This window comes from Ferruginibacter paludis (assembly GCF_030409685.1).
Lineage (GTDB): Bacteria > Bacteroidota > Bacteroidia > Chitinophagales > Chitinophagaceae > Ferruginibacter > Ferruginibacter paludis.
The window spans coordinates 270,838-292,889 of sequence record NZ_JAUFQJ010000014.1 but is presented as its reverse complement, the minus strand read 5'-3'; the positions used below and the strand labels follow the sequence as shown (position 1 = coordinate 292,889).

15 protein-coding genes are annotated in these 22,052 nt (G+C 41.2%); 5 read left to right on the top strand and 10 right to left on the bottom strand.

Annotated elements, in window-relative coordinates:
- The first annotated feature begins 32 nt into the window (after window positions 1–32).
- Window positions 33–1,007 (top strand): 3-keto-disaccharide hydrolase, encoded by a 975-nt coding sequence (locus tag QWZ08_RS20745; RefSeq protein ID WP_290339467.1) that lies wholly within the window; start codon window positions 33–35, stop codon window positions 1,005–1,007.
- A gap of 114 nt (window positions 1,008–1,121) precedes the next feature.
- Here QWZ08_RS20745 and QWZ08_RS20740 read toward each other — a convergent pair whose 3' ends face one another.
- From QWZ08_RS20740 to QWZ08_RS20720, 5 genes are all read right to left on the bottom strand, one after another.
- Window positions 1,122–2,429, bottom strand: a complete 1,308-nt coding sequence (locus QWZ08_RS20740; protein ID WP_290339466.1) for a hypothetical protein — start codon at window positions 2,427–2,429, stop codon at window positions 1,122–1,124.
- A gap of 108 nt (window positions 2,430–2,537) precedes the next feature.
- Window positions 2,538–3,122 carry a PhnA domain-containing protein gene (locus QWZ08_RS20735; protein ID WP_290339465.1) on the bottom strand — a complete coding sequence of 195 codons (585 nt, stop codon included), beginning with the start codon at window positions 3,120–3,122 and terminating at the stop codon, window positions 2,538–2,540.
- Window positions 3,123–3,296: 174 nt separating this feature from the next.
- On the bottom strand, window positions 3,297–4,310 hold the full coding sequence (locus QWZ08_RS20730; RefSeq protein ID WP_290339464.1) for a sterol desaturase family protein: 1,014 nt from the start codon (window positions 4,308–4,310) through the stop codon (window positions 3,297–3,299).
- A gap of 267 nt (window positions 4,311–4,577) precedes the next feature.
- A complete protein-coding gene (locus tag QWZ08_RS20725; RefSeq protein WP_290339463.1) occupies window positions 4,578–6,587 on the bottom strand; it encodes a choice-of-anchor tandem repeat GloVer-containing protein in 2,010 nt (669 codons plus the stop codon).
- Between the two features lie 429 nt (window positions 6,588–7,016).
- Window positions 7,017–9,338: a carbohydrate binding family 9 domain-containing protein gene (locus QWZ08_RS20720; RefSeq protein WP_290339462.1), complete on the bottom strand. Its 2,322-nt coding sequence runs from the start codon at window positions 9,336–9,338 to the stop codon at window positions 7,017–7,019.
- Between the two features lie 175 nt (window positions 9,339–9,513).
- Between QWZ08_RS20720 and QWZ08_RS20715 the strand changes: the two genes are divergently transcribed.
- On the top strand, window positions 9,514–11,424 hold the full coding sequence (locus QWZ08_RS20715; protein WP_290339461.1) for a M56 family metallopeptidase: 1,911 nt from the start codon (window positions 9,514–9,516) through the stop codon (window positions 11,422–11,424).
- Window positions 11,425–11,510: 86 nt separating this feature from the next.
- On the opposite strand, the gene QWZ08_RS20710 is transcribed toward QWZ08_RS20715, so the two are convergent.
- The 3 genes from QWZ08_RS20710 to QWZ08_RS20700 form a co-directional block, all read right to left on the bottom strand.
- Window positions 11,511–13,337: a lipase family protein gene (locus QWZ08_RS20710; RefSeq protein ID WP_290339460.1), complete on the bottom strand. Its 1,827-nt coding sequence runs from the start codon at window positions 13,335–13,337 to the stop codon at window positions 11,511–11,513.
- A gap of 74 nt (window positions 13,338–13,411) precedes the next feature.
- The gene (locus QWZ08_RS20705) at window positions 13,412–13,867 is read right to left on the bottom strand and encodes an META domain-containing protein (protein WP_290339459.1); all 456 of its coding nucleotides are present in this window, start codon (window positions 13,865–13,867) and stop codon (window positions 13,412–13,414) included.
- 53 nt (window positions 13,868–13,920) lie between these two features.
- Window positions 13,921–14,406, bottom strand: a complete 486-nt coding sequence (locus QWZ08_RS20700; protein ID WP_290339458.1) for a hypothetical protein — start codon at window positions 14,404–14,406, stop codon at window positions 13,921–13,923.
- 394 nt (window positions 14,407–14,800) lie between these two features.
- Between QWZ08_RS20700 and QWZ08_RS20695 the strand changes: the two genes are divergently transcribed.
- A complete protein-coding gene (locus QWZ08_RS20695) occupies window positions 14,801–15,274 on the top strand; it encodes a DUF1203 domain-containing protein (protein WP_290339457.1) in 474 nt (157 codons plus the stop codon).
- 158 nt (window positions 15,275–15,432) lie between these two features.
- Window positions 15,433–18,165 carry a PIG-L family deacetylase gene (locus tag QWZ08_RS20690; RefSeq protein ID WP_290339456.1) on the top strand — a complete coding sequence of 911 codons (2,733 nt, stop codon included), beginning with the start codon at window positions 15,433–15,435 and terminating at the stop codon, window positions 18,163–18,165.
- A gap of 20 nt (window positions 18,166–18,185) precedes the next feature.
- Here the strand turns inward: QWZ08_RS20690 and QWZ08_RS20685 are convergent, their stop codons facing one another.
- Both QWZ08_RS20685 and QWZ08_RS20680 read right to left on the bottom strand, forming a co-directional pair.
- On the bottom strand, window positions 18,186–19,142 hold the full coding sequence (locus tag QWZ08_RS20685) for a nitrilase family protein (protein ID WP_290339455.1): 957 nt from the start codon (window positions 19,140–19,142) through the stop codon (window positions 18,186–18,188).
- 78 nt (window positions 19,143–19,220) lie between these two features.
- Window positions 19,221–20,030 (bottom strand): helix-turn-helix transcriptional regulator, encoded by an 810-nt coding sequence (locus tag QWZ08_RS20680; RefSeq protein WP_290339454.1) that lies wholly within the window; start codon window positions 20,028–20,030, stop codon window positions 19,221–19,223.
- A 612-nt stretch (window positions 20,031–20,642) separates the two neighbouring features.
- Between QWZ08_RS20680 and QWZ08_RS20675 the strand changes: the two genes are divergently transcribed.
- Entirely contained in the window at window positions 20,643–21,986 is a 1,344-nt protein-coding gene (locus tag QWZ08_RS20675) for a metallophosphoesterase family protein (protein WP_290339453.1), read from the top strand.
- The last annotated feature ends 66 nt before the right edge of the window (window positions 21,987–22,052 follow it).

Genomic DNA, 22,052 nt, shown 5'->3' with positions numbered 1-22,052 from the left:
TTCACCATTTCATTTTAAAACAAAAAAGTCATATGAAAAAAAACAGGAAGAGCGTCAATCGTCCATTTTCAATTAAGCGTTTATTACAACTGGCGATGTTGCTGCTGGTGGTAACCACCGCAAAGGCAAATAACAATCATCCAGCTGCAGACCCTGCTATTGAAGGAAGGTGGGACCTTACCGTTGATATGGATGGCAAATCAGTTCCGTCCTGGCTGGAAGTGAGGCACTCCGGTTTGCATATGCTCACTGGATCATTTGTTGGAGCGGGCGGCAGTGCGAGGCCTGTTTCAAGAGTAAATTTTAAAGATGGGAAAATAAGCTTTACGTTGCCGCCACAATGGGAGCCGGAAGACAGGGACATTGTTGTTGAAGGCACATTGCAAGACGGCAAATTAGCAGGTACCATTATTGGAGCCAATGGTAAAAGCCATAACTGGACTGGTGTAAGAGCGCCCGATTTAAGAAGAACAAAACAGCCTGTTTGGGGAAAGCAGGTAAAGCTTTTTTCGGGCACTGATTTAAAAGGCTGGCATACAGAAGGTGAAAATCAATGGCAGGTAAAAAACGGCGTTTTAAGCAGCCCCCGCCCGGGATCAAATTTCATCAGCGATCAAAAATTCAACGACTTTAAACTGCACATTGAGTTTCGTTATCCTGCAGAAAGCAACAGCGGTGTTTACCTGCGGGGACGTTATGAAATACAGGTGGCGGACAATAAAGGCATGGAACCTTTGAAAGATTATTTGGGTGCCATTTATGGCTTTATCGCACCGTTGCAAATGGTGGCAAAAGCGCCCGGCGAATGGCAAAGCTATGATGTAACATTGGTGGGAAGAACCGTATCACTGGTAGCAAATGGAGTGGAAGTTATTTGCAGGCAGGATATTCCCGGGGTTACAGGCGGAGCTTTAGATAGCAATGAAGGTGAACCCGGGCCAATCATGTTGCAGGGAGATCATGGCACCATTGAATACCGCAATATTTTGATTACACCAGGTAAATAAGCGGATGCATAATTGATACTCGTTTTAGTGATTACAATAAAGCGCCTTACTATACAGGGCGCTTTATTGTAAATTCAATTCCATTTGTATATTCAGGCAAGTATTAACGTTGTACTATTTTATCGGCGTACCACTGTCGTAAAATATTTTGATGAGATTTTTTTCCCCGGGATTGCTTTCCATTTCATAAGATTTCCTCCGCTTGCCATCAATGATTTCCAGTACGGAAGTGTTAGGTGGTATGGAGCCAAGATTGTCTGCCAAAAAAGTGATGGTGTTGGCGCCGGGTTGAAGTGTTACTGTAATAAACCTGGGTGTTTTTTTTACCGGGCATCCTTTAATCAGCCATTCGTTATTAATTTTTATTGATACAGTATCTCCGTCATCAATTACTTCATCCCAAATAGCAAGTGTCAATTGCTGTTTTACGGATTTAATACTTCCCACCAGTTTTTCATCTTTTTTCAATAAGCTTTCCAGGCCCGATTGCGGGTATTCAGCAAAATACCTGTCTTTTGATTTATCGGGATCGCAAATTAATTTAACCGCAATAAATATTGCAGCACTGTCTTTTCTATTTGCGAAATCAAGTGCGAATTTTTTATTGCCAAATTCAAGATTCAGCCGGCTGCTATTTGGTAAATCGTTACCAAAATTATCAGCAAAAAAAGTAAGGATATTTAGTCCCGGGCGTAGCAGGATATCGGATTGCTGTGTCTTCTTTTCTATATCAATTTTATCAAAAATTACAATACCATTTAATGTAACGGATACACGATCATTTTTTCTTTTTTTGATTCCTGAAAAATTAGCAATACCATCGCGGGTGGGTAAATACACAGTATCCTTTAAACCAAAATAAGTGGGCGACAGAGCCGGTTCAAGTATATCATCCGAATTTTCACTATGCCAGGGAATGCTGCTGATTTTTTTTAAGCTGATGTCTTCATCACCTAAAAAATGTTTAAGCTTTGCCACCAATTTTGCGCTATCCGAATTTACTTCTGTTGTGGCAATAATATCTTTTTGTTTGGAGTGAATGCGCAAGAAATTTAAGACTGGAGCCCCTTTTAAATCTTTGCTAAGATCGAAGCTACCGGTCAAAAAAAGAGTCCGGTCTTTTAATCCGAATGGCTTTTGAACGCGAGGAAATTTATTTTTACTGATGCCTACTTCCCGGATATTTTTTTTTGCCAGCAATAAATCATATTCAGCAAAAAAACTATCGCAGCTGATTAAAATATGTGCAGGGTATAATATATTTTGTTGCGATGGGCCAATTTGTAACTGAAATTTTATACCCGGCATTGCATCCGGAGAATATACCATTTGCCAGGTACCGGAAAATGGATCTGTTTGTGCCAGTAGTTGTAAAGAATAAAAAAGCAAACTACAAATGAATAAAAAAATATTTTTAATCACATGCTTATTTTAAATATAATGTTTCAGGGTTGAAAGGTTAAAGTTAGTTTTAAATTTTGTCATTAATACTGGTGGAATTATGTAACAAGCATTTTATGGATGTACAATTTAGTTCGCAGATTTTTTTACATATTTGGTCAATATCACAATCATTGAATCGTTTACCCTGCCTTCTATTTGTTCGGGATTATCTTCCACCAAATGAATTTTACGCACAACAGTACCTACTTTGGCACTAAAAGTTGCTCCTTTTACATCCAGGCTTTTAATCAATACAACGTTATCCCCATTGTGTAATAAAGCGCCATAGCAGTCTACATGCTTCACAATATCATCAGGATCTTTATCATCGCCAGATGCTTTGGCCCATTCCAATGTTTCTTCTTCCAGGTAAGCAATGTCCAGTAAATCTGGCACCCAGTCCAGTTGTTTTAATTTGTGCAACATACGCCATGAAACTACTTTTACTGCAGGCTCTTCGCTCCATATGCTTTCATTAAGGCAACGCCAGTGATTGGCATCTGCTGTTTCAATGTTTTCCATTTGCTGTAGACAGGTTGGGCAGATCCATACATGATGCGCCAACTTGTTGCCGGGGCTTGAAGGGATAGCGTAAGACGTATTTGCATCAGCCGAGCCGCATAATTCGCAGCGTTCACCACTTCTTTTTTGTAACTCTTTTTCAAAACTCATAGTAACAGTTATTTTTAACGGCGGCGAAGGTAACGAATTTAAATGCCATTACTACCGATGATGCCCAGTGCTGTGATTCAAGGCAGGTTTTACAGAGGCGCGAAATTTTTGCCGCTTCAGGCGGAATGGTATCGTCGGTTTATTGAAGGTCAACAGATGTTAAAATACGTTGCACTAATTTTTGATAGTAGCAGCAGAAAGTGGTTGCTTTGTTTGTATGTATTGTTGCTTTACAATTTTTGCCGTTTTGTGATTACCGGTATGGCTCCAGCCTGGTGCCATAAAAATATAAGCCAGCTTATTTTTTATACCAGGAGCATGGTAAACATCTTTTGCAAGACAAATAATTTCACCAAAATAAGCATCCCAAAAGTTGTGAGGATTCATTGGGCGTGTGATGCCGTATTCGGGAGGCATATCTTCTCTTTCATGTCGTAAAGTACCAAATACTCTATCCCAAATATTGAGCAGGTTGCAAAAGTTGGTATCCATGTACAACGGATTTCTCGCATGATGAACACGATGGTGTGAAGGCGTTAATATAATGCGGTTTAAAACCCCGAGCCGGCCATCTTTAATAATATTTTCGCCTACATGAATCAATGCGCCCCAGGTGCCGTCAATAAACATAATAAAAAAAAGCAAGGCAGGATGTACGCCAAGAATGATACAGATAGAAGTCCGGATGACATCTGCATAAGGCCCTTCAAGAAAAAAATGGGCATAGGTTACTGAAAGATTCATGGCATCAGGTACGTGGTGGGTAGAATGCAAACACCAGAACAATCTTACTTTATGGGCGAGATAATGGTAAACGAAATGCGCCAGTTCCCAAACGATGTAGCCATATATTAACCAATACCAGGTAAAAGTAGTTTTGAACGGGGCATATTTTTCAAATAAGCCAATACAAAAGGCAACTGCCGCGATGGAAATAAACCTGCCGGTAAAGCGATTGAAAATAAAGATGAAAAAATTAACCTTGTAAACACCACCTGTAAACCTTTTAAAAATTAATCCTCTTATAATTTCGAATAGCAGTAAAAAAGGTATCAGCGGGCCCATGGCCGATGTAAATCCATCCAGGGTAGATAGTGAACTGTAATCTCCTGATTTAAACATTTGTAACCAGGCGTTAATTCCTAAAAATGAAATCAGTTCGTTGAATATTAATTGTAAGGCTTCCATCGTTATTATATTTTATGGCAATTGGCCTGTAAATATAATGATCAAAGCGATTGGGCGAACAAGTGATTTTTGCCTGGTAATATTATCGCAAAAAGCTTTCGGGAACGTACCAGATGTATCCATTAATTAAAATTGATTTTTACGTTTATATGATAGAATTGAAAGAATGATTTTTTTAACAATGCGACATTGGGTTGTTTTTTATAAACGAAATAAAAAAGCCGCATTTCAAATTTTGAAATAGCGGCTTTGCCAGAAAATGAATATTTATTTCACCAGCACCAGCTTATTGGTTTGTTCAAACTGTTGTTCATTTGACGTGGCAATTATTTTCAGTAACAACAAGCCCTTATTCAAATTACCTGCATTAAAATTGATGGTGTACACGCCTGCCTTTTTGTAATCATTCACCAGCACAGCTACAGGACGTCCCAATACGTCGTAGACTTTTATGGAGACTTGACTATCGAAGTGAATCTGATATTGTATAGTACAAGTGGAAGTAAACGGATTTGGATAATTGATAAAGCTGTAGCCCTTCTTAATGGATTGCTCTTTGGCCAATAATTTCTCATAATCTGTGCCGCAGGCATTATTGCATGGTCCTAACGCCCATCCTTGCCGTAGTTTTTTATCGATCTCCTTTACTTTTACACATTGTGGTTTTCCATTGTGGCACATTACCACTCTTTCGTCCCGCCCTTTGCCCGGCCTGTCAACATCTTCGCAATCATAATTGTTGGTTACGTAACCGGCAGGTGGTATGCATTCACAAACACTGATGGAATTGCTGGCATCTCCAAAACCATCTCCATCCGCATCCCGGTAATAAGTAACAGGGGCATGAATGGTGGCGTTATTGTCATTGCAATCGGTACTGTTTTTTACGTAACCTGTGGGTTTGGTACATGCTCTTAACGAATCATTTAAATTGCCATGGCCATCGTTGTCCACATCGCGGTAATAGGTGGTATCGGCAGTGCAGTCATTGACTTCAATAAATGCAGAACCGTAATATGGATTGGCTCCGTTTTCACCGTTGTAGTCTTTTAGTTTTGTATAGGTTCCTGTTACAGGATCGAATGAAAATATTACGCCGAGACCGTTAGTTCCACCTTCGTGTGTCATGCCATAAAGTTTTCCATTACTCGCCTGCATAAGGTTGCCCTGTGGATTGCTGCCGTCAGGTCCATTAAAATTATTCAGGACTTTATATGCCGACGTAATGGGATCAATAGAAAAAATAACTCCTTTGTAAAATGGCGCTCCTCCGATGGGAGTGGTGCCATAAAGCTTACCATCCGATGCCTGTAACATACTCCCTACAGGACGATAACCATCGTAGTAATTAAACGAATGGAGCGTTTTATAATCGAGTCCAGAAGTGTCAAGGGAAAAAATAGAACCAGCACCCGATTGCTTATAAATTCGTCCGCTGGCCATGCCATAAAGCCTTCCGTCAAGCGTCTGTACCAGGCTGCCATAAGCACTGCCGCCTAAATAGTAAAAATAATCATAAAACTTTGTAAACGATGAAGTCGAAAGGTCAAAAGAAAAAATACCGCCGCAACAGGCTCTTCCACTATATGACATTCCGTATAACTTCCCATTGCTTGCTTGTATAAGGCTGCCATAAGCATTACCGCCAGTATTTCTGGTAAAATCCAAAAGCTTTATGTAGGTAGAAGAAGTTGGAGAATAAGAAAACATAACACCGTACTCACCATAATCACTGTTACCACCATAGGTCGTCATGCCATAAAGTTTGCCATCGCTTGCTTCAATCAGGCTGCCATAAGGGTGAGCTCCATTAATACCATTAAAATCCACCAACTTTGTATATGTAGAAGAAGCTGGTGTATAGGAAAAAATAACGCCGCGACAATTGCTGCCACCATTAGTTGTCATTCCATATAACTTTCCATCAGTTGCTTGCACCAGGCTACCACTTGGGTTTGCCCCATTAACACTGTCAAAATCCCACAGTTTTATATAAATAGATGTTGCAGGATCATACGAAAACATAACTCCATAGCCTTTGGCTCCTCCTTTGGAAGTCATACCGTATAACTTTCCATTGTATGCATGGTTGAAATTGGAGTAGAGGGGATTGGATGCAACGCTGGCAAGGATTAAAGTATTAGTAGCAGGAACAAACTTATTAATTTCGCCACCGCCATTTTCGCCTCCGTTAAATGTTACACCGTACAGGGTTTGTGCCTGCATAAAAAATATCCCAGCAAAGAGATAAGTTAAAGTGGATAAAATCTTTTTCATTGTATCTTTTTTAAATAATGTAATATGGCTATTAGCACATTTGATTTTCGAAAGAGAAGGTTGAATTGATTTTATAAAATTTCTTTTATGCAATCACCGGCTGGTGTAATATGGTAATTCACAGCCGTAGAAGCAATTCATTTCAGCACCATTAAATAGCAGAGAAGTAGCATGTTTTAATTGAATAAAATTATTTCACGTGAAAATGGAATGCTATGATAGTTGTCAAAAGGCGTGATGACGGACATCATTAAAATTTACAGGTACAACAATAGAATACAATGAGAAATGGCAATGGAAGCGTTTGAAGTCTTCAGGAAATCTAGTGACTGTTAAGGCAAACCAGTTGCTGATACCGAAATCAGTATAAACATTTATGATTTGAAACAGTATTACCGCTGTAATAGGTCCTCGTGTTTTTCGCCAGTATCAAAATTGCTTCAAAAAACTAACCTTTAGCAAAGCCTGGTCCTGTGTTTGTGTCTTTGCGGTCAGGTCCTGGAAATCGCGGTGGTTAAGCACTACATAGATATAAGATAGTGGGCGGTACTCCCATGAAAGACGAATATTGTAATTCTTGGAATCATTCTCAGCATTCACCTGGTAAAAGCCAATCAGCTGAACACGGGGATTAACGGCGAAGCGTCCTTCAATTGAATAGAGGTCAATTTTTGTAGACGTATTGAGTTCCCCCACCTTTAAAAAATTGTTGCGGTTAAAACGGCCCGATAAGGAAAAATGAGGTGATGGTGCATACTGCAATGTCCAGTCACCACTGCGCAGGCGGCCATTAAAATAAGTGCCCCACCAGTAGATGGTTTGCAGGTTTAATTTGCGTGCCGGATCAGTGCTTGCGTAAATTTTCTGACGGGTATATTTGTATGGTCCGGCTAAGATTTTTACTCCCAGCGGTTGAAAATTTTCTGTGAGAAACTGATACGTTGGCGTGGCACTGTAACCAAAATAAGCACCGCTCTGCAGGTTCAGCCAAACAGGATAAATCGTCCAGCTACGCTCCACTAATTTGCCTGTGCCCACCTGGTGATAAAACTCAGGGAATACACTTGGTTCATACGCCCGCAACCATTTTTTAAAGGGCAGGTGTTTGCCACGATACCACCAGAAAACACCGGGCGTAGTACCGATTACATTGGTACGGGATACAAAACCCATTTGCGGATCATAGTCTTTTGTAACGATGGATTCTGTCCACCACATTTTTAATTTGTTACTGATAAAGTAGTATTGTGCGTAAGCAGACATACCGCGTTTGCCGGTGTTGGTTGTGTTACTGGCTGACACCATCGTGCTTACGGAATGTGATTCTGCCAGGCGAAAAAATCCATCAACAGAAGCAACTGTATTGTTACCCTGCGGCTGATTTTTAACCGTAACCAAAGTGCCGATGCGGTTTTGTTTTCCAAAATTTTCTGAATAGCGGCCAACAAAAAAGTTGGTGCCCGGCGATGCCTCCAATTCTTTTTGCCGCATCATCATGGCGCCGTAATTTCTTTTGGAAGATCGGTATACAAAACGGCCACCATACTCCAACGGTATCTGGTTGCCGTTATCATCCAGCCCGATACGCCTGCTGAAAAAAGGTTGTATCCGCATCAAACCGCCCGACTCATCCGGGCTCTGACTTACACCGATGCCAAACAGGCTGGCGTTTTCTAAAAAGAATTGCCTGCGTTCAGGGAAAAAAACAGAAAACAGCGTGGTGTTGTTTACCTGCCTGTCTGCATCGGCCTGCGCAAAATCAGTATTGGCAGTAAGGTCCAACACAGCATTGGGATTGATGGCCCACTTAATTTCGCCACCGGCTTTTAGTTTGGCATCGCTTGCTATTTTAACGCCGTCAACTTTTTGTTTATCGTACGAAGTAATTAAATAGGGTTGTACCCTGATATTGGTTTTTGGTGGTGGCGGTTGTAAATTCCTTAACATGCCTGCATAATCCATGCGCATTGAAGTAAACGAGCGTGGATAGGGTGAAAAAGCTGTTACTTCATTCGTAAGCCGGCGATTGCGGTAAATATTAAAGCCCCAGTTTTGCACACTATCGGTAGTTTTTGGGTAACGCAATGTTTGCCATGGAATAGCAATCTCAGCTATCCAGCCAGAGTCCGTCCTGGTTGTTCGAACCTTCCAAAGTCCATCCCAGTCAAGATCATAATAGATATCATCAAACGACAACAAGTCCCGCTGTACGCCATAAGCATTCGTTGCAAGCGACATGGAATTTCGTTTGTCATTAAATCCATCAAATGATAGCATGACCAAATCATGCTGCAGTACATTGAAGTCGCGTTTAAAATCGGTAGCACGTATGGCATTTTTACCAAGCGAGTCCTGCGAGAAAACGCCGAAGTATAAAAACTGTTTGTTGTACAATACCTTAACCTGTGTTTGAAAGTTAGGTGCTGTGCCTTGCAATGGTTCTACCTGTATGAAGTTAGCAGAAGGTCTTGCCAGTTGCCACTCTGGCTCTTTCAATTGTCCGTCTATATGAAGGGTAGTTTGTATTTGCACCGCTTCCAGGCTCCGGCGCACCGAATCGGGTTTAAACATATCGTTGTCCTGGGCAAAAGAATAAAAAGAATTGAGTAGCAGCAGTATCGTTAGTCGTTTCATGTATTGTAATAAGCGGGCTAAGATATTGAAAATATCAGCAATCGCGGCAACCTGGCATGCAGACGGTAACAATACAGCCGCATAAATTACATCCCTGTTAAAAAAAATATAAAGCATACATGATGTTGTATTCGTACGAAAAAATTCCTACCTTAGTTTTGTGAAAGAGAAATCAGACCGGATAATCAGATCAAATGTTGGGTGCATGTAAACAAAAATAATCCAGCACTGATATAGCAGATCAAATGCAAATGGAATAAGACAGAGAATAATTAACCTTTCAAATTGTTGTATGGAATTTCTTTTTTCAACGCCGGTTGTTGCAGAAATGATCCAGGCATTCGCCTCGATGCTGGTTCATTCTTTATGGCAAGGCATGCTGCTGTCTATAATTGCAACCATTATTATTTTTTCAACCAGAAGCACAAGTCCGCAGGTACGGTATAATTTATTATTGGGCGCTTTACTTGTATTTATAATGGCTGTTGCCACAACATTTAGCCTGCAGTTGATCAAGGCAAAACAATTGATAGATACCACACCATTTACACCAGCAGTTCAAACACAAGTAACAGCACCCGCTTTGAAAAAGGTATTGACTGAAAACAAAATATCCTTAGTTGATGCGATGATTGCTTTTATTGATGCGAATGCCCGGGCAATAGTAATAGTATGGCTTTTGATAATAGCAGTACAATTTATACGGCTATTGGCCGGACTGCACAGGGTGTATAAATTAAAAGACAGGCAGGTGTTCAATGCAGGCGATTGGTGGAATGAAAGAATTGTTGAACTAAGCAGGCAACTGCACATAAACAAAAGAGTACAACTTCTTCAATCAGCGATTGTGAAAATGCCTGCGGTGATTGGGTATTTTAAACCGGTTATTTTATTCCCCGCAGGTATGCTTGCATCGTTGCCTCCGGAAGAAATAGAAGCCGTGTTATTGCACGAACTGGCACATATCCGCCGGCAAGATTTCCTGGTAAACCTGTTGCAGCAACTGGCTGAAATCATCTTCTTTTTTAATCCTGCTGTATTGTGGGTTTCATCTTTAATAAAATCGGAAAGAGAGAATTGCTGTGATGAAATAGCTGTGCAGCAAACGAAAAGCAAACAACAATACATCAATGCCTTATTATCTTTTGAAGCCTTTAATTTACCGCAGGCTGCAACATTGGCTACAGCCTTCAACGGTGAAAAAAATCACCTGATGAACAGAATAAAACGAATTATTTATAACAACAACAAAACCTTAAATAACATGGAAAAGAAATTTTTAGCAACGGGTATTATTGTAACCAGTGTATTGATTTTTTCATTCACATCTAACAACGCCCAAACACAAACTCCCGGTAATAATAGTGCGACTGGCATAACTATTCAAACAGACACGGTTCCTGTTCCTTCGGCAACTGATCAAATGATCAATGGTACCATCAATTCAACCCAAAACGGGAAAAAATACACGCTGGTAACAGAAAACAACCAGGTAAAAGAACTGTATGTGGATGGCAAAAAAATACCGGAGGAAAAAATGGACAATTATAAAAAAGTTACCGGTAAAATATTGACTGACACTAAAATTGAGCTGGAGCAAGCACAAAAAGAAATGGTCGAATCTGCGAAAGAAATAGAGCAATCCAAAAAGGAAATAGAAGAGGCAAAACTGGAAATGGTGCAATCTGAAAAAGAGATGGCTGAATCTGCAAAGGAATTAGAGCAATCCAAAAAAGAAATGGACGAAGCCGCAAAGGAGATGGCACTGGATAAAGTGCAGGCTGACAACGATATCGAGCAATCAAAACGGGATATTGCGCAATCGAATATTGAGATGGCCGAGGCAAAAATTGAAATGGAAAAGGCGGAAAAAGAAATGAAAGAAGATTTGAAGCAATCCAAACTGGATATGGAAGAGGCCGCTAAAGATATGGCGCAGGCAAAGAGGGACATGGAGCAGGCCGCAAAAGATGAAGTCCCGGCAAAAAAGGACGAAGAGCGGGCGAGGTTGTTGCAGGAAAAAATAATTGCGGGCCTTATCAAAGAGCATATTATTACAGATAAAAATGAACTGAGCTCTTATAAATTAAGCAATAATGAGTTGATTGTAAATGGGGTTAAACAACCAGATGAAATTTTCAAAAAATTTAAGGATCAATATATCAAAGAGAAACATTTTTCAATGTCGTACAATAGAGAATAGTACAATAACGAACAGGCTTGCTAAAAAATAAGCGCAGTGCTAACCGCCATTTATCAACTGGTTAACACTGCGTTTATTGTTGCTGTTTACAATGCAACACCCAAAACAACATTGGCATAAAAGCCCTGCGTATTTGTTTTGGGTCCGCCATTCAACGCAGTGGTATTTGTTTTCCATTTAGGGTTTCCAATGCCGGAAAAATAGCCTGCCTTAAAACCTACCACGGTATTATGCAAAAGTTTTTTATCGATTAACGGCATACAAGAAACATGCAAACCAACGTTGCTTACAAATCCGTTATAGGAAATATGTTGCTGGTTGGCGGTTCCGTTTAAATAGGAATTAAACGACTGAGTGCCGGCCAGCGTTTTTGAAATTCTTGCACCAAACCACGAGTAGCTGACGCCAGCGAAAGGAATGATAAATGTGGTAGAAGATCTTAGCAATGAAATGCCCAAGGATGTGCCGACCGTAGTACCACGCAATGAATTTTCTGCATTGCCATCATCTTTAGTGGCGGTATAGGTTTGATAGTTGGTTAATGTGGCCAACCTTATTTGCGGGAACACGGTAAAGAAGCCAGCACCTCTGGTGAAGTAGGTTTTATTCAATTTCATAAAGCCCGCCGCTGCCAGTTGCTGATTCAGGTTATCAAAATCGGGACTTTGAAAACCGAAGGCACTATGCAACACCATTCTCTTTGGTACCAATGGTTTTGTGCGCTCTTTGGCAGCTGCAATATCTGCCGGACTCGGGCTGTACACCAGACTGGTAGCTGAGGTTGCGTTAGGTGCCTCCGCAGGCATTTTATCCAGCAGCATCAAATAGGGTTTGTGCAGATGATGGATAAAAATGTTACTGGTATCGTTCGGGAATTCTTTGTAGTAAGCGTCATCGGGTAACAATACAATGGTAGTGCCTGTTCTTACATAATTGTTGCTGTTGTAATAATCTGGTGCGTTAAAACCCGGGATAGATTTACTTACCATTTTAGATGCTACACCGCCCAGATATTTTTGAAAATTACGCTGCGCTTTTTTTGTAGGTTTATCTAATTGATTGTAGGCATATTTTATAGCAATCCTGTTGATTAAACTTTGCTTCTTAATCATGTCGCCGATCCCCGCAAAAGGGTTGGGACGATTAAAATCATTGGTTGTTTGAATAGAAAAAGGCACTTCCGGCACCCAGTCTGCTGCGTTCACCACATTGTAACCCCAGCCCCCCTGGACCATCGCTTCGTATTCGTAGGCATAATACAAATTGCCCGGCTTGGGGCCGGCACTACAATATGTTTTAAAACGGATATCCGCTGGTAGTTCATTTATTTTTTGCAGGTTGTATAAATAAGAGGTCATTAAAAAAGCAATGGCACCACCCTGGCTATGACCCATAATTAAAAACTCTTTAGTGCCTTTGCTATAGAGCTCTTTTATTTTTGGCAGTATGTCTTTACTTAAATAAGCCGTGCTCAGTAACCAGCCAACATGCACGGCTGCATTAGGGTTGGCCGCCAGCTGGTAGTTGAAAACTTCTTTGTCGTTGATTTGAATCTTGCCTTTTGCCGGTACCATGGCGGCATAAAAATTTACCAGCCAACTCTCCGGCTTTACGGTGGTACCTCTTATGCTGATAACGGCGGCATTGTTGGGTGCGGTCCACAGATCCCATAAATTATCAAGACCAATTACAGCAGAACGATAGATCATTTGATAATCTTTTGGTGCTTCAAAGTCCTTTGCATATTTTTCATTGGCGGCGGTTCTTACATTCAATAACATTAATTGTCTATACTCTTCTTTATCAAAACCGGGCTTAAGATGCTGAGCGCCGGCGGTAAGCAAAAATACAACTGCGGCAAGGGTAAGCGTTGATTTTAAAATCAGGTTTGCAGTCCAAGTAATGAATCTCATAATAGTTGTTTGAAGTGTTTGGAATAAAAGATTTTTGCGGGGTAAAGACAAGTCTCGCACAGTGTGTACAATAGTTACTGTGCTAAATTTATTGGTTTAACCGGCGCTGCAGTTAACCTGGCCAATAATATTTTATCATTGTTCAGCAGCAGTTGGTTATTAACAATGCTCCAGTTATTTACCTGGCCCAGTGCCTCCGTGAATTCCTGTTCCCTGGTGGCTTCAATACAGGCCATGCGTGTTGTTACGAGCGGTGAAAAATGTATGAAGTTTACGCCTGTCAAGTCAAAAGTGCCGGTAAGGTTGTTACAGCCTGCATTGCCGGATACCCTGCTAACCTGGCCTGGGAAAAAAAGTAAGCGGGCTTTGCCTGAGGTTACCGGTGTGCTGTTCAGTTCTATAAGATTCCATTGGTTGGCATACAGCAGTTCGCTGCCACCTGTAAAAGCAGTTTGTTTTTTAGTGCTGGAACAATTGGATAACAGCATGAGCAAAACAATTGCAATAAAGCATCGGTTTAAATTTTTCATAATTAAAAGTTTAAAACAAATGGATGATGAGAGCTATGATTTAGCCGAAGTATTTACTGAATAGAGCACTCTGTTTTATTAAGCAGTACACTCTTCGTAAAATCGGTTTCCTGCAGATTTTTGAAGACCATTTTGCCGTTCCGCTCTTCCATTTCGCCATACCCTTCCCGGGCCGTATCGTTTTTAATTAAAAAGATGATTTGCCTTACAGAGGTCACTCCTTCCGATAAAAATTTGTAATCGGCAATCAGCGTGTCGCCATGCAATACCCCATCGATGTCCCCGGTATTACTATCCTTTTCATACAATTTATACATCAACTTGCCGGTGACTACATTCGGAAATTTTTCCAGTTTTAAGTACACGGAATCTTTGCCGCCCGGGTTTGAATAACAATAAGTGTTTGGAATCATTATTTTCATTTCCCCGGTTTTTGAACTGTCTGTTACTGCGGTTGCTGTTGCAGATTTTTTTGTTTCGCGGCATGACGTAGCGTTGACAAGAGTCGTCGTAATTAGTAGCAGCAATAGATATCTCATAGTGTGATTAGTTGTTTGTTTATTTTAAACCTGTTGCAATGCTGGAAAAATAAAAAGGCTAACGGGAAAAATTTACTACAATACCCATGCTGATTTTTTATTACATAGACTTTTGTTGAAGAACCAGGCATTGATAATTGTATGAGGATAGTTTATGGTTTAGACGTGTTCAGATATAAATCGCTATTTCATTCAAATCGTTACACAAAATTTAATCAATTAATAATTTGCGGGTATGAACAAGGCGAAATATAAATGTAGCGGTGGGCAATTTTTTGCACAATTTCTGCCAGGGCTGCGGTTTAAAAAAAATAAAATAAATACCAGCAGACATAGCAAGATTCGGGTTTTACAAAATGGCAGGGCATACTACTTTTATAAAAAAAATAGCAAGATGAAAACAAATTTTTTGATGAAGTCTTTAAACGAAAATGAATTCAGTTCCCTGTTTGATCTGATCGATGATCAGCTGGCTGAAACAGGCGCTGTAAGAATGATCGTGGATAAGGAACGCGGGTTTCCGTGCAGGGTAAGCCTGGATAATCCTGCCATAGGAGAAGAAATTTTATTACTCCCTTACCAGCACCATAAAACAAATTCACCCTATCAATCCAGCGGACCCCTCTTTGTAAGAAAGCAGGCAACAACAGCTGCAATGGCAGTCAATCAAATTCCGGTGATATTGATGAACAAGCCACTTTCTTTAAGGGGGTATGATGAAAAAGGTTTTATGAAAGAGGCAGCTGTTACAGAAGTTGACGCATTGAGTGATCAGATTGACATTATGTTTTCAAATCCTTCCATCACTTATATCCATATTCACAGCGCTAAACAAGGCTGTTATAATTGCTCGGTTGAAAGGGTGTAAGTATAACAGAAACCTGGTGTTTTGTACGACCATCGGAAACATTTTTTCATGCGGTTTAAATGAATGACGAATTTATTGCAGGCAGAGATTTATTGAAATTGTTGTCAGATGAATTCCATTCAATTGCAGTAATTTCAATTCAGTAAATTATCAGCCACATGAAATGTATGTTGTTCCTGCACTCTTTCTTTTTTAAAGTAATTACCTGTTGCGGTTTTATTATTTGTTTTATCGTTGTTGACAGCACCGATGTATCAGCGCAAACCAACACGGATGGCTTGTATAAAGTTTTAACGCTCATCGGCGAAAAACAGGCGGCACGTGACTTGCCGCAGGATCATGGTGTAACAGGGCTATATCAAAAATTACTGAAACTTACAACTACTGCCAGTGCGCTACATACCCAGGCACATCCTGATGATGAGGCTGCTGACCTGGTGACTTATCTTGGTCGCGGCACTGGCGCCCGTACTGCTTTGCTGTCGTTGAACCGCGGCGAGAGTGGTGGAAACGTGGTGGGTGTAGAAGCATTTGATGCATTAGGATTATTAAGAACAGAAGAATTTTTATTGGCGGCCAGTTATTATGGTTTGGATGATTTGTATTTTACAAAACTGCTTGATTACGGATTTTCAAAAAGGGTAGAAGAGGCCTACGATAAATGGGGTAAAGAAAATGTATTGCGGGAAATGGTAAAAGTGATCCGCATCAACAGACCATTGGTGATTGTGTCCCGTTTTTATGGGTCGGCAAGAGACGGGCATGGCAATCACGAGGCAGCGGGCGAAATAAGTCAGCAGGCTTTTTTACTCGCCGGCGATCCTTTAGCATTCCCTGAACAAATTACCAGTGAAGGGTTACGGCCCTGGAAGGCGCTTAAATTTTACCGCGGGGGCGTAGAGGAAAATGAGCATTGGAATATCGGATTGAATACCGGGGAATATAGTCCATGGCTGGGCAAATCGTATAAAAATTTTGCTGCGCTGGGTTATAGCTTTCACCGCTCGCAGTTTGGCGGGCAAATCAATGAAGTCAATGGCCCCACTGTTCAGTATTATGAACGGCTTTACAGCAATGTAACAAGCAATGAAAAAGAAAATAGTTTTTTTGATGGAATAGATACCACTCTTACCTGCATCTTTACCATAACTGGTGAAACGGCACCCACAGGAGTAATGCCTCTGCTGACGGACATTGCAACAGATGTGACTCAAGCCATTGCCGCACTTCGTATTAATACACCTGCAGCCATTGTTTCCCAGCTTACGGATGGCTTGTCGAAAACACGGACTGCCATTCGTTTACTTCCGCATCAGTCTGAAGCAGCTTTTTTATTGCAGGTTAAAGAGCGCCAGTTCACGGATGCTATCAATACTGCGCTGGGTATTCATTTGCAAGCCGTCGCCGTGCCGGAAAATACAAGCGATACCCGCAACTTCTGGGAACCACTTGCAACGATGGGGTTTGCTGTTGCTGGCAGAACTTTTAAGGTACAAATTGAGTTGGTAAACAACAGCACGGTGTCAATTGAACCTAAACAGATCCAGGTTAACGGCCCGGCCGGAACTGGGTTGATCGGTAGTGAGGCCATGTTCAATCTGTTGCAAGCCAACGAAAAAATAACGCAGACATGTGATGTAACCCTTCCTGAAAATGCACTTTATTCGCAACCCTATTTTTACCGCGATTCGCTGCAGCAGAATCAATATTTTTTAAAAAACTCAGCATACGAGTATTTACCATGGGGAGCCCCGGCAATGAATGTTTCAGCCAGTTATACCATTAACGGAGAAGCAATTGAACTACAAATGCCGGTGCAGGTAAGGCAGGTCAATCTGCCTTACGGTTATAACGACTATACGCTAAAAATAGCGCCGGCAATCGCCGTAAATATCCAACCCCGGCAAGGTATTGTTCCGCTGAGTAAGAAAGCTAAGAGCATCGATGTAACTATAGAACTGGTGAATAATTATGATAGTGTAATTACCGGAACCCTGGCTTTGCAGGTACCTGCAGGCTGGAAAACAGTTCCGCAACAAACACCTTTTACATTCAGCAGGGCAGGCGAAAGAAACAACTTTACAATAAAAATGTTAATGCCAGCCATCGAAGAAAAAAGCTACTCCATACAGGCGACTGCAACGGCTAACGGCAAAGCCTATACGGAGGGCTATGAGCTAATCAGTCACCGTGATATGGACCAGGCTGTACTCTATCATGCAGCTATCGCCAGCATAAAAGGGATAAATGTCACAGTCACGCCAGGCATACGTATTGGCTACGTAATGGGTGTAGGTGACGAAGTACCACGTTGCCTTGAACAGCTGGGAGCCGCAGTACAATTACTTAACACCAGTGACCTTTCATCGGGTGTGTTAAGCAGGTATGATGTAATTATGCTCGGCACGAGAGCTTACGCCGTTCGAGCCGATTTAAACACTTACAATCAGCGGCTGTTGGATTATGCCAACAATGGCGGACACTTAATTGTGCTGTTTCAAACGCCGGAATTTATGCCACGGAAAATGGCCCCCTATCCTGCGGTATTACCGGATAATTCAGAAGAGGTTTCTGAAGAAGATTCCCCCATTCAGCTGCTGGCTGAGCATCACCGGGTGTTGAATTATCCAAACAAAATTAGCTTGAAAGATTTTGAGCAGTGGCAGGAACAACGAGGCTCTAAATTCTTCTCCACCTGGGATACTGCTTATACGCCTATCATTGCTGCTTACGATAAAGGCCAGGCACCGCAGAGCGGCGGATGGCTGATGGCTAAAGTTGGAAAAGGTTATTATACGTATTGTGCTTATGCATTTCACCGGCAGTTGCCAAATGGTGTAACAGGCGCTTACCGTATTATGGCGAATTTAATTAGTTATGGAAAAAAATAAGTCCTCGTTGCACAAGACTGCTATTTTTTATCTCCGTTCAGCCACACAACTTTTTGTTCCGGCTGATGTTCCATGCCAATGATATCCCGGTATAAATCAGGTCGTCTTGCTTTTATATACCGATAGCCACCCGCTTCCGTTAATTTTTGCTGTGTAAAGGTAGCCGTTACAAAACTATCATCCAGCAAACGGCATTCGGCAAGCACATCGCCAAACGGATCAATGATCATAGAACATCCATTTTTTAACTGGTCATCATCCATACCAATCGGATTACTGAATACAACGTATACCGCATTGTCGTACGCCCTGGAAGGCAGCCACTTCATCAGCCAGCTGCGGCCTTTCATGCCATCGAATTCGAGCCTCAGAGAAGTAGGGTCGTTTTCACGGTTGAGCCATAATGCCGGATCAACAAAACCTGCACCCGGCCTGGTAGACGGCGTACACATGGTTACGTGCGGCATAAAGATAATGTCGGCCCCCAGCAGTTTGGTAGCCCTTACGTTTTCTATAATGTTGTTATCATAGCAAATCAAAATACCGCATTGCCAACCTTTGATTTCAAAAATGCAATACGCATCGCCCGGTGTTAAATGCGGATTGATAAACGGATGTAATTTTCTGTACTTGGCCACCAGCCCTTTTTCATCTACACATACATATGCTTTGAATAAGTTCCCCTGTTCATCTTTTTCAAACAGACCCGCTAAAATAACAATACCATGTTTTGTTGCTATCGCAGTGAGCGCAGCAATACTTTCACCACCCGGAATAAATTCTGCCAGCTCCAGCATTTGTTCTTTTGAAAGATGACGGGCAAAACTATAGCCTGTGACAGAGCATTCATGAAAGGCAATAACATCCGTCCCGCCGGCAGCTGCCTGTTGTGAAAGGGAATCGATAACAGACAGGTTATAACTTTTGTCACCGCTTTTATTTTCAAACTGGGCGGTAGATATCCTGAGATTATTCATGATAATGATTTTAGTTGTTGCACAAAATTATGCAGCAGGGGATTAATAAAATTGTACAATTCCGACACGGCACTTTAATTACATTTCAGCAAATTCCACAAAATTGGAAGCTAGTTTTTGCGCTTTGCCCAGGTATAGTTTCGGCGTAATACCAGTATGTTTTTTGAAAGTCTTGATAAGATGTGACTGATCAGCATAACCTGCGGCATACGCAACAGCAGTAAGGTTTTCACCCTTTTTTAATTGTTTTAGAAAGCAATGTAGTTGTACAATGCCGGCAAATTTTTTTGGAGCAATACCGACAGATTCAATAAATTTTCTTTCAATGTGCCGTTCTGAATAACCGGTTAATTTTACCAAATGGCGAATTGGAACAATACCCTTGTTTGATACAATACAATTAACGGCTGCGTTCACCATTGTAATGTCAATAAATGATTTTCTTACAAGAATGTCCATGAAAAAACTATTCAGCAGATGAACCGCCTTGCCGGGAGAAAAATTATCTGCTAATTTTTCCTGCAGGCTGATTGCCTTTTTGCCAAGCAGGTCTTCTGTTTGTACAATGGCATCCTGCATTTGGGCAATATGCGTTCCAAGCAACTGATATAAGCCGGTTGGTTGAAAAACTACAATTATCAGGGCTGTTTCGTTGAACATATGAATGTCCCTGAAATTAGTTAACTGACCGTATAAAAATGAACCCGGTAAATATTGCGGCAGCCCGTTATCGTTGCTAAAATCAGCCAGGTTGTTTCTAAGGGAAAGTACCATTGCGGGATTACCATCAGAAAACAAGCGCAGCTTTCGTATCTGCGACTGATTGCTTTCTAAAAAAAGGTAATGTTTTATTAAACCGGATAATTTGTCGGCAGGTGAAATTTGCATAATAAAGGATTTTCAGCCTACCCAAATATAGCGGATAGTTTTGGATAGAAAAATGCTGAAAAGCGAACCGGGAATTATGTGTAAGCTAATGCAGCACGGGAAGAAAATCAGGAGACCGCTGACAAAACAAACTTATTGACCACAATCATTTTTTTCACTAATAATTGTCATTGACAAACCTTAAAGCCATGTCTATTTTTGGTTTAACGTTTGACCATTGTTGGTAAATTCAATCTGACGGAATTCATAGTGCAGCATGATAAGGTAAACTGAATGGTGTGTGCCACGGAAAAGAGGATAAAGTTGGTTTACCCTGATAAATTTCTTTCGCAGAATTGTATAACACTGTTTTTACTTTTTAGCATTTTTTGCAAATGCCACATCAGCATGCTGATCGTTTTGCAGATTTTACCAATTACAAGTCAGCAAAGTTATTATTTGGTTGACCATGCGGTCACACACAATGATACACGGTGAAATCAATTTGGCAACAGCTCTTTTGGCTATTAGTTTTGGTATTGAACAGTTTCCGGAAACACTGTATTTTAAGTCTTATAAATCTTATCGATTCCCAACATCGGGTACTATTTTTCATCATTTAAAATCTATAAAATGAAACTCAAACTATGGATGCTTGCAGCAGTATTAAGCCTGTTTGTTTTGTCCTGCAAAAAGGAATTTACCAGCCAAGAAACGCTGTCTTCTAAATACAACCAGGCGGACGACGGATTGCTAAAAGACAATCCCCACCTTACCATTGCTGTCGTTTCCGACATACATTACATGCACCCGTCTTTATTGGTGAACAACGGCGCCGAGGGCGTAGCCTTTCAAAGCTACGTAGCCCAGGATCCTAAACTGGTGCAATTCAGTGATCCCATTTTCAGGAATGTATTGGCTGATTTAACAGCACAGCGGCCGGATATTCTACTTGTTCCGGGCGACCTTACAAAGGATGGCGAAAAGATTGGCCACCAGGCGATGGCGGCTTTTTTTAACCAGTTGCAAAGCGGTGGTACCAAGGTGTACGTTATGCCCGGCAACCACGATATTAACAATGCCAAGGCAAAGAAATACGATGGTAACAACGACTACCCCGTTGAGATGACGACAAAAACTGATTTTGAAACCATCTATGGCAATTTTGGATACAACAATGCTATTTCCAGGGATGCGAACTCATTAAGTTATGTGGTACAACCAAAAGCAGGATTACGCATCATTGCAATTGATGCCAGCAGGTATGAAGAGTACGGTCCCTCCGGCGACATTGCTGCCGGTAGAATTAAACCGGCAACCCTTGCATGGGCACTAACGCAATTAGCACTGGCAAAGCAACAACACATCACTGTCTTTGCCATGATGCACCACAATCTTGTAGAGCATTATGCAGGGCAAACACAGATAGACCCCGGTTATGTAGTGGAGGATAATATCAACATAGCCAATAGCCTGATGGACGCTGGAATAAAAATCATTTTTACCGGTCACTATCATGCCAATGACATCACCGCCTACACCCACAATGGAAAGGAACTCTTTGATATTGAAACAGGTTCGCTGGTAACCAATCCCAGCCCATACCGCATTATAACAATGAAAGAAAATACACTGGATGTAGATACAAAAACAGTACAATCTATTGCGGCTCCCTTGCCCGGTGGTTTAAGTTTTACCGCCTATTCAAATATGTTTCTTACCCAGCACCTGGATGGCTATTTTAATTATTACCTTACCACACTATTGGGTGCGCCAGCGCCGCTTGCTTCCTTTGCAGCACCATTGTTCAGAAACGCCACTATAGCCCATTTTGCAGGGGATGAAAAAATGCCGCCTGATCAACGTAAACAAATTGACCAGCTGGCAACCATGTCCCAGCAGCTGGCTGGTATTGCGACAACATTGTGGACAGACCTTGGTGTAAAGGATAATAAAACACCGATTAAATTTCAGTAAATACAAAGCGGGGTTTCCTTAAAGGGTTATGCATCATTATAGCATGACCCTTTTTTATTTGATGCA